At 58.1% G+C, this 12,951-nt stretch carries 12 protein-coding genes and 1 pseudogene; 12 read left to right on the top strand and 1 reads right to left on the bottom strand.

Annotated features, from left to right (window positions below):
• Window positions 1-727, top strand: a 727-nt coding sequence (locus Q0526_RS08915; RefSeq protein WP_298732668.1) for a stage V sporulation protein AD, incomplete at its 5' end; no start/stop codon positions are given.
• Window positions 724-1,080 carry a stage V sporulation protein AE gene (gene spoVAE / locus Q0526_RS08910; protein ID WP_298732665.1) on the top strand — a complete coding sequence of 119 codons (357 nt, stop codon included), beginning with the start codon at window positions 724-726 and terminating at the stop codon, window positions 1,078-1,080. The genes Q0526_RS08915 and spoVAE, both read left to right, overlap by 4 nt.
• Before the next feature lie 53 nt (window positions 1,081-1,133).
• On the opposite strand, the gene rpsT is transcribed toward spoVAE, so the two are convergent.
• Window positions 1,134-1,400, bottom strand: a complete 267-nt coding sequence (gene rpsT, locus Q0526_RS08905) for a 30S ribosomal protein S20 (protein WP_007046711.1) — start codon at window positions 1,398-1,400, stop codon at window positions 1,134-1,136.
• 139 nt (window positions 1,401-1,539) lie between these two features.
• On the opposite strand from rpsT, the gene Q0526_RS08900 reads away from it, so the two are divergent.
• The 10 genes and pseudogenes from Q0526_RS08900 to Q0526_RS08855 all read left to right on the top strand — a co-directional run.
• On the top strand, window positions 1,540-2,682 hold the full coding sequence (locus Q0526_RS08900) for a stage II sporulation protein P (RefSeq protein WP_298732663.1): 1,143 nt from the start codon (window positions 1,540-1,542) through the stop codon (window positions 2,680-2,682).
• Between the two features lie 96 nt (window positions 2,683-2,778).
• A complete protein-coding gene (asnS, locus tag Q0526_RS08895) occupies window positions 2,779-4,164 on the top strand; it encodes an asparagine--tRNA ligase (RefSeq protein WP_298732661.1) in 1,386 nt (461 codons plus the stop codon).
• The gene (locus Q0526_RS08890) at window positions 4,164-5,192 is read left to right on the top strand and encodes an A/G-specific adenine glycosylase (protein ID WP_298732659.1); all 1,029 of its coding nucleotides are present in this window, start codon (window positions 4,164-4,166) and stop codon (window positions 5,190-5,192) included. The genes asnS and Q0526_RS08890 overlap by 1 nt, the downstream gene beginning before the upstream one ends.
• Before the next feature lie 163 nt (window positions 5,193-5,355).
• A complete protein-coding gene (locus tag Q0526_RS08885; RefSeq protein WP_298732657.1) occupies window positions 5,356-5,610 on the top strand; it encodes a phosphatase in 255 nt (84 codons plus the stop codon).
• Between the two features lie 157 nt (window positions 5,611-5,767).
• Complete coding sequence (locus Q0526_RS08880; RefSeq protein WP_298732655.1) at window positions 5,768-7,000, top strand: M23 family metallopeptidase; 1,233 nt, start codon at window positions 5,768-5,770, stop codon at window positions 6,998-7,000.
• Window positions 7,001-7,090: 90 nt separating this feature from the next.
• Complete coding sequence (locus tag Q0526_RS08875) at window positions 7,091-9,358, top strand: peptidoglycan DD-metalloendopeptidase family protein (RefSeq protein ID WP_298732653.1); 2,268 nt, start codon at window positions 7,091-7,093, stop codon at window positions 9,356-9,358.
• A 120-nt stretch (window positions 9,359-9,478) separates the two neighbouring features.
• Window positions 9,479-10,264: an NAD(P)-dependent oxidoreductase gene (locus Q0526_RS08870; protein ID WP_298732651.1), complete on the top strand. Its 786-nt coding sequence runs from the start codon at window positions 9,479-9,481 to the stop codon at window positions 10,262-10,264.
• Entirely contained in the window at window positions 10,261-10,848 is a 588-nt protein-coding gene (locus Q0526_RS08865; RefSeq protein WP_298732648.1) for a dipicolinate synthase subunit B, read from the top strand. Before Q0526_RS08870 ends, Q0526_RS08865 begins: the two co-directional genes overlap by 4 nt.
• 146 nt (window positions 10,849-10,994) lie before the next feature.
• Entirely contained in the window at window positions 10,995-12,278 is a 1,284-nt protein-coding gene (locus tag Q0526_RS08860; RefSeq protein ID WP_298732646.1) for a UDP-N-acetylglucosamine 1-carboxyvinyltransferase, read from the top strand.
• Between the two features lie 245 nt (window positions 12,279-12,523).
• Window positions 12,524-12,951, top strand: a pseudogene (locus tag Q0526_RS08855) (cell division protein FtsZ); the annotation flags it as partial.

Here is a 12,951-nt window from a genome sequence, read left to right as displayed (position 1 = left end):
GGCGCTGGAAATTCCCTTTGCCGGGGTGTACGGTGCCTGTTCCACCATGGCCGAAACGCTTTGTCTGGGTTCTTGTCTGATAGCAGGCGGAACGATGCGGCAAGTACTGGCTATGACCAGCAGCCACTTTTGTGCAGCAGAGCGCCAGTTCCGCACGCCGTTGGACTATGGTGCCAAGCGCACACCCACTGCCCAGTGGACAGCCACGGCGGCAGGGGCCTGCTTGCTGCGCCCGGCAGGACAGACAGGGGTCCCGGTGCTGTCGGTAACCTTGGGGCGGGTGCAAGATTATGCGGTGCGCGACATCAACAACATGGGTGCCGCCATGATGCCGGCCGCGGCTTCCACGCTGCTCCGTTTTTTTGCGGCCACAGGTTCCTCGCCCGAGGATTTTGACGCAATCTTCACCGGGGATCTGGGGGAGGTGGGCAGTGCGCTGCTGGAAGAACAGATGGCCCGGGAGGGAATCCCGCTGCCCAACCATCAGGACTGCGGGTGCCTGCTTTACGATGTGGCCAACCAGAAGGTACAGGCGGGGGGCAGCGGCCCGGGGTGCAGTGCGGCGGTATTGTGTACCCACATTCTGCCCAAACTCCGGGACGGAAGCTATCATCGGGTGTTGTTCATGGCTACCGGTGCCTTGATGAGCCAGACTACGTTTTTGCAGGGGGAAAGCATCCCCGGCATTGCACATTGTGTAGAACTGGCAGGGGAGGGAATGGTATGAACTATCTGTGGGCCTTTGTGATTGGCGGTGCCATCTGTGTGGTGGGGCAGTTGCTTATCGACTATACCAGCCTGACGCCTGCTCGCATTTTGACCGGTTATGTGGTAAGCGGGGTGATCCTTAGTGCCGTGGGGCTTTATCAACCACTGGTCGATCTGGCCGGCGCCGGTGCCAGTGTGCCGCTGCTGGGGTTTGGGCATCTGTTGGCGCAAGGGGTACAGCAGGCGGTGGATGCCTGCGGGCTGCCCGGCATTTTTACTGGCGGGCTGACGGCGGCAGCAGGCGGCATTGCGGCCAGCTTGCTGTTTGCCCTGTTGGCTGCACTGCTGGGCAAGAGTAAGGATCAAAACTAACCAAATGAAAATGCCCGTCGGGAAATCCCGGCGGGCATTGTTCATGCGATCAATTACTGAGCAGCAGCCTTGTTGGCGCGCTTAGCCATGCGGCTGACTTTGCGGGCAGCGGTGTTCTTATGGATGACACCCTTGCTCTTAGCAGAGTCGATGGCAGAGACGGCGGCTTTCATGACGGCGTCCTTGTCAGCAGCATTGCTGTCGATGGCAGCGTCTGCCTTTTTGATCACTGTTTTCAGGTTGGACTTGATGGCCTTGTTGTGCATAGCCTCTTTTTTGGCCTGAACAACGCGGTCCTTCTGAGATTTGATATTAGGCATTCGTTCCACCTCCTTGGTTCCCCATAACAGTACAAGTTATCCTACCACATTTTTTCGGCCCTTGCAAGTCTTTTTTCAAAAAAATATTCATGAAAGGTACAAAAAGTACATACATTGGCAGGGAATGGAGGTGGCGACTATGGCCCTGCTGCGCCGTTGTCTGGCTGCATTGCTGGGGATGGCCCTGCTGGTGGGCGGCACGGTGCTGACTTTGGCGGCTGCATCCTGCCTGCCTGCGCGGGACTGGTTGGTGCGGGGAGCGATACTGTGTCAAGACCCGGCAGCGGCGGTATCACTGTCGTGGCCTGTGCCGGTGGAAAAACCACAACCCAGTACCCAGACGGCGGCAGCAGCGTCCACACCGGCACCTGTGGCTACTGCGGTGCCGGAACCGCAGTCCACAGCACCTACCGAAAGCCCGCAGCCACAACCCACGGCTGCGCCGCTGCCCAGTGCTGCGCCGGATCTTGAAAATCCCGGCCCAATTCGGGCAGAACAGTTCGGGCAAGGGAGCGGAACGGGATATATTGCACTGGATGCAGGCAGCATCCACAACCTGACCGAATACAGTGATGCCGAGCTGCGGGCGGCGGTCACCACGCCGTCGCTGCCCTTTACGGTAGAAGTTAACAGCGACGAACCGCAGGTGCTGATTTTGCACACCCATGCCACCGAAACCTATCAAACTTGGCCGGATCTTATCTACGACCCCGATTTTACCGCCCGGACCCAGAACACCGACCTCAACATGTGCGAGGTAGGAGAAAAGATGGCCGAGGTCCTCAACGCGGCAGGCATCAACACGCTGCACGACACAACATTGCACGACTCGCCCAGTTATACCGAAAGTTACGATCGCAGTTATGCCACCACACAGGCGTATCTGGAACAGTATCCCTCCATCAAAGTTGTGCTGGATGTGCATCGGGATGCCATTGAAGATGCGGACGGAACCCGTGTGAAGCCTTTGTGTACTGTTGATGGAGAGGATACCGCGCAGGTTATGATCATTGCAGGGTGTGATAATGGTTCCAGTATTTCGCTGCCCAACTGGCGGTTAAATCTTCGGTTTGCCGCTGCGTGGGAGCAGGTCATGGAAAGCCGCACCCCCGGCCTTACCCGACCGGTGATGTGTGCCTACCGGTATTACAATCAGGATTTGACTACCGGCAGTCTGCTTATTGAGATCGGTGGCCATGCCAATACGGTGAGCGAAGCGGTGCGCGCGGGGCAGTATGCTGCCGAGGCACTCGCGGTGCTTCTGGGCGGTCATGTGGCATAAGAAGGACTTTGTAAATAAAAAAACACTGTACAATTTGGTCCCGACCCGCTATAATAAAAACAATCATTGTTTTTTAATAAGAGGAGTGGACCACCCATGCAGAGAACCGAACTCGTATCGCTGTACAAGGCCACCCCCGCCGATGGAACGAAAGTCACTGTCTGCGGTTGGGCTAAAACGGTGCGCGATTCTAAAAATATCGGCTTTATTTCGCTGTCCGACGGCAGCTGCTATAAGCCCGTTCAGATCGTGTTTGAGGCAGACAAATTGGCCAACTATGCCGAAATTGCCAAATGCGGTCTGTATACCAGCTTTGAAGTCACTGGCACGCTGGTGCTGACCCCGGGCGCCAAACAGCCTTTTGAGATCAACGCCGATGCCATTACGGTGCTGGGCTCCTGCGGCCCTGAGTATCCGCTGCAGAAAAAGAAGATGGGCATGGACTATCTGCGGACTATGACCCACCTGCGCCCCCGCACCAACACCTTCAACGCGGCTTTCCGGGTCCGTGGTCAGGCAGCGTTTGCCATTCACCAGTTCTTCCATGAGCGGGGCTTTACCTATGTACACACCCCGATCTTCACCGGTTCTGACTGCGAAGGCGCCGGTGAGATGTTCCAAGTTACCACCATGGACCTCAACGATATTCCCCGCACCGAGGATGGCGCTGTGGACTACACCAAGGACTTCTTCAAGCGCCCGGTGAACCTGACGGTTTCCGGCCAGTTGGAAGCCGAGGCCATGGCCATGGCGTTGGGCAATGTCTATACCTTCGGGCCCACCTTCCGGGCGGAGAAGAGCTACGACACCCGCCATGCGGCCGAATTCTGGATGATCGAGCCCGAGATGGCGTTTGCCGACCTCAATACCTACATGGACACCGCCGAGGCGATGACCAAGTATGTCATCCGTTATCTGTTGGACAACTGCCCCGACGAGCTGGCTTTCTTCAACCAGTTCTTTGATAAGGGACTGTTGGAGCGGCTGGAGCTGGTGGCTAGTTCGGAATTTGCCCGGGTCAGCTACACCGACGCCATTGAACTGCTCAAGCAGAACGATGCCAACTTCCAGTACAAAGTGTCTTGGGGCATGGATTTGCAGACCGAGCATGAACGGTACCTTACCGAGCAGATTTTCAAAAAGCCGGTCTTTGTCACCGATTATCCCAAGGAAATCAAGGCTTTCTATATGCGCCAGAACGAGGACGGAAAGACCGTCGCTGCGGCGGATATGCTGGTTCCCGGCATTGGCGAGCTGATCGGCGGCTCCCAGCGTGAGGAGCGTCTGGACGTGCTCTTGGCCCGTTTGGATGAGCTGGGACTGCGTCAGGAGGATTACGACTGGTATCTTGATCTGCGCCGCTTCGGCAGCGTCAAGCATGCAGGCTACGGCCTCGGGTTTGAGCGCCTGCTGATGTATGTCACCGGTATTCCCAACATCCGGGATGTCATTCCCTTCCCGCGCACCTGCGGAGGTTTCTAATGCTGCGGCCCATTGCGCCGCCGCTGTTGCAATGGTTTCAGGCAAACAAGAGGCTCCTGCCTTTTCGGCAGGAGCCTTCTGCCTATCATATCTGGGTCAGTGAGATCATGCTCCAACAGACCCGTGTGGCAGCGGCGATTCCCTATTACAATCGCTTCATCGAAGCACTGCCTGACCCCGCCGCCTTGGCGGCCTGCGAACCGGACGCCCTGCGCAAACTGTGGCAGGGTCTGGGGTATTACAACCGCGTTAACAACATGCAAAAAGCCGCGCGAATCGTCTGCGAACAATATGGCGGTGACCTGCCTGCCGACTATGACGCACTGCGCGCCTTGCCAGGGATTGGGGACTATACAGCGGGGGCCATTGCCAGCATTGCTTTTGGCATTCCAGCTCCGGCGGTGGATGGGAACGTGCTGCGCGTCTTTGCTCGTCTGTACAATGATGATGCTGATGTGATGCAGCCGGCCACCAAACGACTGTTTACCCAGCGGGTATTGGATCAGATGCCCAAAGCAACCCCCGGCCCGTACAATGAAGCCCTGATGGAACTGGGGGCGTTGATCTGCGTGCCGGGAACCCCTCACTGTGAAGGGTGTCCGCTGTCCGGTCTGTGTCAGGGATATGCGGCAGGGCGGCAGGCGTCGCTGCCGGTCAAACCGGCCCCCAAAGCCAAAATGCCGGTTCCTGTGACGGTGGCTCTGGTACAAAGCCCGGCGGGCATTCTGCTGCAGCGCCGCCCCAATAAGGGATTGCTGGCGGGACTGTGGCAGCCCGCGGCATGGGAACGGGAACTGTCCAAACAGGAGCTGTCGGCGGCACTGGAGAAAATCGGCGTACAGGTCCAGTGGGAGCAGGCATTGCCGCCCGCCCGGCATGTTTTTACCCACAAGATCTGGCAGTTGAGCGGCTGGCGCGGTATAGCCGAAGCCTGTTCTTTGCCGGAAGGGTGGGTCTGGGCAGCACCGGAAGAACTGGAAAACCTCTATGCGGTGCCCAATGCGTATGCCGCCTACCTGCGAAAATGAAGGCCGGTTGTGTCAAATTTTTACATATGCAGTGTTGTATTCCGGCGCAAGGTCGGGTATAATAAAAAGGACCCGGTGCAGGTCGCATGACCTGTACAGCGGGACGTTCACAATCGTAAGGCCGCCGGGACGCGGTCTCGATCCCAGGAAAGGAGAATGCCCCATGATGAAAAAGTCTACTTTCGGCGCCGTGCTGGCGTTTTTCTTTGCTGCGGCCGGTGCTTTGACGGCAGCGGCACTCTATCTCTATCGCCGCGAAAAGGAGCTGGACGAGTACGAGCGTCTGCTTTTCAGCGATGAGTATGAGGAGGACGACGACGATTCCTATGAGGATGAACCCGTCTACGAAAAGATTCAGGACGAGCCTGCTGCACCTGCAGAAGATGCCGACGCTGCGCAGGACGAAATTCAGTTCTGATTCAACATCGCACAAATGAATAGGCCGCCGGGCGCAAACCTGACCGCGCCCGGCTTTTTAGTCACCGAAAGGCGATCACTGTCTTTCGGTGGTGCCGCAGGCTGTCCGGAACACGGCCCTCTTACCGGCCTCAAGGATGGTCTGGCAAGGAGACGTTATGCGCAAATTGTTGCTTTGGCTCGTCATGGTCGTGGTCATGGTGGCAGTGATTTTGGGCGGCACAGCCGCTTTTTTGTACAGCCGCAGTGGTGAAGATGCTCTCCCGCAGGAGGCTGTTACCTTTGGCGAGGTGGCGTTGGAACCCAATGGCTGGGACTGGACAGTTCCTGTGTTAGGGGATGCGGTCAACAAAAAGTACCAAAGCCTGACCAATCTGACCGTGCAAAAACTGGGGACGTTCACCGATGGCGTTCCTCAGCTTGTGCTGCCTGCGTGGGTGACCCGGGCCGAAATCACCATCACGGCACCGGATGGAACCACATGGACCGGCGATGCCGATACCTGCAATACCTATACCTATGCCCAAAATGGGGAATACCAGATTTCCGTGACTGCCTACCATCAGGAAAATGAACCACCTGCCGATGCGCAGGGGTGGTATGCCTATCGGGGGGCTTATACCATGCAGCTTACGCCCACCGTTGCACTCAGCAGCGAGCGGGCGGCGCAAGGCAGTGTGGTGGCCATCCAACTCTCCGGAATTTTGGACGGCGAACCGTCACTGGAAACCGATTTGGGTACCGTTTGGTTCCGCAAGACCACCAACGGTTACATGGGGTATATCCCCGTGACATACAATGCCGAGAGCGGAGCGCACACGATGACGCTGACCTGCGGCAGTCTTACAAAAGAAATCGTATTGACTGTCAGCAAGACCGAGTATGGCAATCAGGCAGTGGAACCGGAAGAAGAAACGGGTGGTGCGGAACAGTTCCGCAATGCCATCTGGCCGCTGTACACCACGGGCGAGAGTGAAAAACTTTGGTCGGGGGCGTTCCAGCGTCCCAGTGCAGCCGAGGTGACCTGCGCGTACGGTGTTGTGCAGATGGTCGATGGACAGCGCAGCGGACAATCCACCGGTCTGACCTATGCGGCCATGCCCGGTGAAACGATCACTGCGCCGCAAAACGGCAAGGTGGTCTTTGCCGGTATGTTGACGCTCACCGGAGGAACTGTGGTTATCGACCACGGCTGCGGCGTGAAGAGCTACTTGTATGGTCTGGAAACCGTGACCGCCCAGCAGGGGCAGACCGTTTCTACCGGGGATGCTGTGGGCACCGCCGGAGAAACCCACGATTTTATCTATGAACTGCGGATCGGCAGTAAATCCGTCGATCCTGAAAAGGCAATTTTGGGAAGCAGCGGCTTACAATACCGGGAATCGGAATAAGTCGTGCCTTCTTGGATTATAAATAGACGCAGGGAAAAGGGTTGTACCTGCGTTGTCAGTGATGAGGGAAACAGGAGAGTGGCATAGAGTATGCAAGAAGACAAGAAGCGGACCACGCCTCCGGGGGAAAGTAGCGGTGCTCGTCGCCGCCGCAATAGGAAGAAGGCGGCTGCCCGGCCGGCCCAGAAAGGGGAAAAGGTTGGGGCTGCAGCAGAGGTGACCCCGGCGTCGGCAGCACAAACCGAGGAAACTGCGCCCTCGACCGCTGCGCAGCAGGCCGTCTTAGATACCGAGACTGCCGTGCCGACGCAGGAGGTGCCCCAAAAGGAAGAGGTAACTGCGCCGCAGCATGATACGGCGCAAGCGGAAAGCGAGCCGGTGCCGGAAACCGTGCCTGCCGGGGCGGAGGAGACCGCAACAACGGCGGAAAAAGCTGCCGAAACAGCGGAAGAGGAACCTGTTTTGACTGCGGAACAACCGGCAGATACCGAGGCGGCTGCACAGCACGAAACGGTTGCTGCGGAAGAAAACACGGAGGAAGAAAAGGTACTCGAGGAAGAATCCCCTGCGGAGGAACCCGAGACAGCCAATGCGCCCTCTGATTCTGAAATGCCTGCGGCAGAGCAGCCCGAGGATAACGAACCGCAAGGCCAAGACACAGAAGAAAAAACGGAAGCAACGACCGAAGAAACGCTGGAAAAGGAAACAGCGGAAGCGGATGCCGCAGAAAAGTCTGAACCGGAAGAACCATCCTCAGAGAAATCTGCGGAAACTGTGCCGGCGGAAGAGGCGGAAACCGTCCAAGAGGAAGCAACGGAACAACAAGACGATCAGAGCGAAGAATCCGATGCTGACGAAACGGAGGCCGACGAGGAAGAACTGCTGCCGGAAGAGGATGAAAAACGGCTCTCTGATTTGACCCGCACCGTGCAACTTTCGGTGGAGCAGATCATGGCGCAGGTCAGCGATGAAACGGCAGCGCCGGAAAACGTGGAAGACTCCGAAACAGAAGAAGCTGACGAAACGGACGAAGAGACGGATGGCTTGGTTGACCAGATGCGCAACGGATTGTCCGGCATGGCCAAATGGCTGTTGTTGGTTGTGTTCTTCGTGCTGGTCATTGCTTGCTGCGGTGTGGCGTGGCTGTATCGCAATGCTACCCCCGATATGCTGCCCCAGATTACGGCCAGTTTTGACGGGCAGACACTGGAACCCACTGCGTATAAGTGGAAAGTTCCGGTCATTGGCAACGTGTTCAAACGGACCTATGCCGACACCTTTAGCAGTACGGCACTGCCTCTGCCCGAAACAGTGGATCAGGTTTCGCCGGATTTCGAAATCTCTCCTTCCGGCTATCGCTGTGAAGTGACGGTGACCGATGCCAACGATGCGGTGGTCTTTGAGGGAAATACCGATTCTTTCTCGGAGTTCCAGTTCACGGCCAATGGCACCTATACGGCTAAGCTGGTTGTCCATAGCGATGCCAGCTCGGTGCCCGGAGACGCTACTGTAACCGGCAGCGAAACATGGCTGTTCAGCTTTACAGTAGGAGTCCGGCCCTCCATGCGCTTGTCCAGTACTTCGGTCAGTCAGGGCAGCGTGATCGCAATCAGTGTGGGCGATACGTTGGACGGATCGGCGCCTACCTTGGAAACCCAGTTGGAGAATGCGGGCTTCTATAAAGCCAACACCGGGTGGGTGTGCTATCTGCCTATCCCGTGGAATGAGCCTACCGGCACCCAGAAGGTGACGGTTACCGCCGGTGGTTGCACCGAAACATTGGAATTTACGGTAGAAGCTGCCGAATGGGAGTATAAGGACTATTACAGCCAGTCCCAGCGTGTTTCTCCCTATATTGGAGCAAACGATCTGCCGACTGCGGTGGAAAAGCTCCTTACCGAGAGCGAGGCCGATATTGCTTGGACCGGCAGCAATTTTGTTCAGCCATTCCTGAATACGTTGGACGTAAAGCTCGGGTACGGCACCACCGAGTATGTGGGCCGCAGTTACAGCGAACGGGACAGCAATACAGGGGCGGGTGGACGTACGGCCACCAACACGGTCCTTACCACCAAATCGGGTGAACTGCTCATTGCGCCTGCCAACGGTACGGTACTGTTGGCCAAGGATTTAGGCGGCGACTATGGGTATACACTGGTTATTGACCATGGAGCGGGCGTCAAGAGTATCTTCTATAACTTGCAGAAGATCGACGTGAAAGTAGGGGAGTCCCTCAAACAGGGGCAGACCATTGCCACCTGCGGCAGCACCACCGTGGCAGAGATGCGCATCGGCACGGTGCCCATCGATCCGCTGCAGGTGTGGCGGGGTCAATGTAATGCTTTGAAATATTATTGATGCTTAGGCGCAAAGCGCGCTGCCTGTCCAAGGCAGCGCGCTTTTTTGTTTCGCCGTCAAGACACACCCGGACAAGCCCTAGGCATAGTATGAGCCAGAACAAGAGAGGGGGAAAGCGGAATGCCAAAGACCTTTTGCGTAGCTGGGCACGACGCACGCCAGCGTGCTGCCGCACAGGCCCTGCGGTTGGCGGGGGTTCGTGTGGTTGGCCCCGAGGACGCCGCTTTGGCGGACTATGTTCTGCTGCCGATGTCGCAGGAGCGGGTCAGCGATGAAGTGGCGCGGATCTTGCAGACAGCGCGACCCGGTACCACCCTGCTGGCAGGGCGTCCCGGGGCACCGCTGCGTCGGGCTGCACGGGAAGCCAATCTGCCGTTGGCCGACTATTTTCAGCGCCCGGAACTGGAATGTCTCAATGCGGTACCCACGGCGGAAGGCTGCCTTGCCATGCTGCTTCAAATCCGGCAGCGCACCATTTGGGAGAGCTGTTTTCTGGTGTTGGGCTATGGTCGGGTAGGGCGTGCGGTGGCTCGGCGTTTGGAGGTGCTGGGCGGTCATGTGACGGTAGTGGCGCGCAGCGCCGAGCAGCGAGCCAACGCGCGCTGTGCCGGCCACCATGCCGAGCCGCTGACAGCGCTGGCAACGCTGCTTCCGGTCCATGACACGGTTATCAATACCATTCCGGCACCAATTTTAACACGCGCTATGCTGCAAAAGCTGCCGTCGGAAGCGTTGGTGTTGGATTTGGCCAGCCGACCCGGAGGGACGGATTTTGCTGCGGCTGCCGAACTGGGCATCCGTGCGGAACATGCGTTGGCGTTGCCCGGTAAATGTGCGCCGCGAACGGCAGGAGCGCTCATTGCGCAAACGGTGTTGGCGATGATCGAGGAGGGGGAGCAGTCATGAAACAGAAGACGGATGCGGCACGCACGGTGGCGTTTGCTCTGTGCGGCAGTTTTTGCAGTTTTGCGGCGGTGCTGCCGCAAATCGAGATATTGCGCCGCCGAGGATGGGAGGTGCTGCCGATTCTCAGCGCCAGCGCAGCCACGCAGGACACTCGGTTTGGCACGGCGGCAGGGTTGTATGCTGCACTGCGGGAACTGACAGGACACGAACCCTTGACTACCTTACAAGCGGTGGAGCCTTTAGGGCCGGAACATCTGGCACAGGCATTGGTCATTGCACCGGCTACCGGCACCACCATGGCGTTGCTGGCGGCGGGGCTTAGCTCCACGCCGGTCACGTTGGCGGCCAAAAGTTTGCTGCGCGGCGGTAAACCTGTTGTGATAGCACCTTCCACCAATGATGGATTGGCAGGCAGCGCTCCCGCGTTGGCCGCTTTGCTCCAACGCAAACACTACTACTTTGTGCCGTTCGGGCAGGATGACAGTTACAAAAAGCCGACCAGCCTGAAAAGCGATTTTGCCCAGTTGGCCGATACGTTGGACAGTGCACTGCGCGGTGTGCAGATTCAGCCGATGCTGTTGTGAGGCCTTCGGCATAACCGGGCGAGAAAAACAATATATAAGTTAGTAGGCTTATGCGCAAAAGCAGCGCGGTGCTGCGCCCACGGCGCGGAACGTGACGCGGAAAGCGCTGTTTGTTTTTTGCGTTGTTGACGGAAAAGGGGGCCATCATGCAGACCATCACCATTACCGGCGGGCAAACCCTGCGGGGAACCATACGTCCGGCAGCTGCCAAAAATAGTGTACTGCCGCTGTTGGCGGCCACGCTGCTGTGCAGCGGGCCTTGTTGTCTGCGCAGTGCCCCGGAGCTAAGCGATGTGGACACCAGTTTGGCGCTTTTGCAAGCGGTGGGAGCCAAGACCGTACGTCACGGACCGGACCTGTGTACACTGCCCGTTTCGGCGCAAGAATTGTGTGGCGAGATCCCCGCTCCTTTGGCGGGGGCGATGCGCAGCTCGGTGTTTTATCTGGCACCGCTGCTCTGCCGTACCGGTGCGGTGCGGCTGCCGCTGCCGGGTGGCTGCCGTTTGGGACCTCGCCCGGTAGATATCCATCTGGCGGGATTGGCTGCTATGGGGGCCCGTGTGGAATTGGAAGGGGATGCGGTCACACTGCGGCGGTTTGGGCCGCTGCAAGGGGTGGATTTTACCTTGCGCCTGCCCAGTGTGGGCGCTACCATGACGCTGATTATGGCGGCTTGCTGTGCTATGGGAACTACGGTCCTTCGCGGGGTGGCATGTGAACCGGAAGTGTGCGATTTGGTACACTTTTTGCGTAGTTGCGGTGCCCAGATTACCGGGGAAGGTACGCCGGTGTTGGTGGTACAAGGACGCCGGGCTTTGGGTGGCGTGACCTATCAGCCGATGCCGGATCGTATTGCTGCATCTACTTATGGTGCTGCAGTAGCGGCGGCAGGGGGGCAAATCACGGTGACGGATTGTGCCCCTGCCTATTATCGCGCATTTTTACAGTTCTTACAGGAATGCGGTGTGGAGATCTTTTGGCAGGAACAGGCGGCAACCCTGTATCGGGATCCGACCGTCCCTTTGCGGGGTGGTCGGCATCTGTATGCCAACGCTTGGCCGGCGTTCGCCACCGATACAGCCCCCTTGGCGGCGGCGGTTTTGCTGCAAGCGGAAGGTGCAAGCGAAATCTATGACCACCTGTTTGCCAACCGCTTTGCCTGCGCGGCGGGGTTTGCCGCAATGGGGGCGGCTTGCACGGTACGGGGACGCATGCTGCAAATCGCAGGCAGTGCCCATCTGGAAGCTGCCGAGGTACAGGCACCGGATCTGCGCGGGGGCGCGGCGCTTTTGGTTGCGGCATTGGCAGCGGAAGGAACTACGATTTTGCGGGATCCCGGGCACATCCGCCGTGGGTACGCGGATCTGCCAGCAGAATTGGCCGGTCTTGGGGCGCAATGTGCGGTGCAGCGGCAGCGCGTGCCGGGGTGACGTCCGAGCGTAAAAAAATTCTACGTTTGTACCAAAGAATCTTTTCGGCCGCCCCCTACGGTTGGTGTATTCTGCGGTGAAAGAGGCATTTTTTTACGAATTTTCCCCTCAGGTATTGAAATTAGGGTGGAAATTTGGTATTCTAATAATCGGTTATATGCAAAAAATTCACGGACTAGTGTGCCCATTTCGGGGCAATCACCCAAAAGTCCGCTGACACTTTTACATTTTAGGGGGATACACTCATGGCATTCGTTCTCGACGAAGAAATGCAAAATGTGACCAACATTAAGGTCATCGGCGTAGGTGGCGGCGGCGGCAACGCTGTGAACCGCATGGTGGAGTCCGGTCTGTCCGGGGTCGAGTTCGTTGCGATGAACACCGACCAGCAGGCACTGCTCAACTCCAAAGCTACGCAGAAGGTCCAGCTGGGCGCCAAGCTCACCAAAGGCCGCGGCGCCGGTGCGGACCCCGAGGTCGGCCAGCGTGCCGCCGAAGAAAGCAAGGACGAGATTTCCAACGCGCTGAAGGGTGCGCAGATGGTCTTTATCACCGCCGGTATGGGCGGCGGCACCGGCACGGGCGCTGCGCCCGTGGTGGCGGAAACTGCCCATGATCTGGGCATCCTGACCGTCGGCATCGTGACGAAGCCCTTCGCCTTTGAAGGCAAGCG

It is taken from the genome of uncultured Subdoligranulum sp. (genome assembly GCF_937890665.1).
Note: the sequence above shows the minus strand (reverse complement) of the source record. Positions and strands in the feature narration are given on the sequence as shown.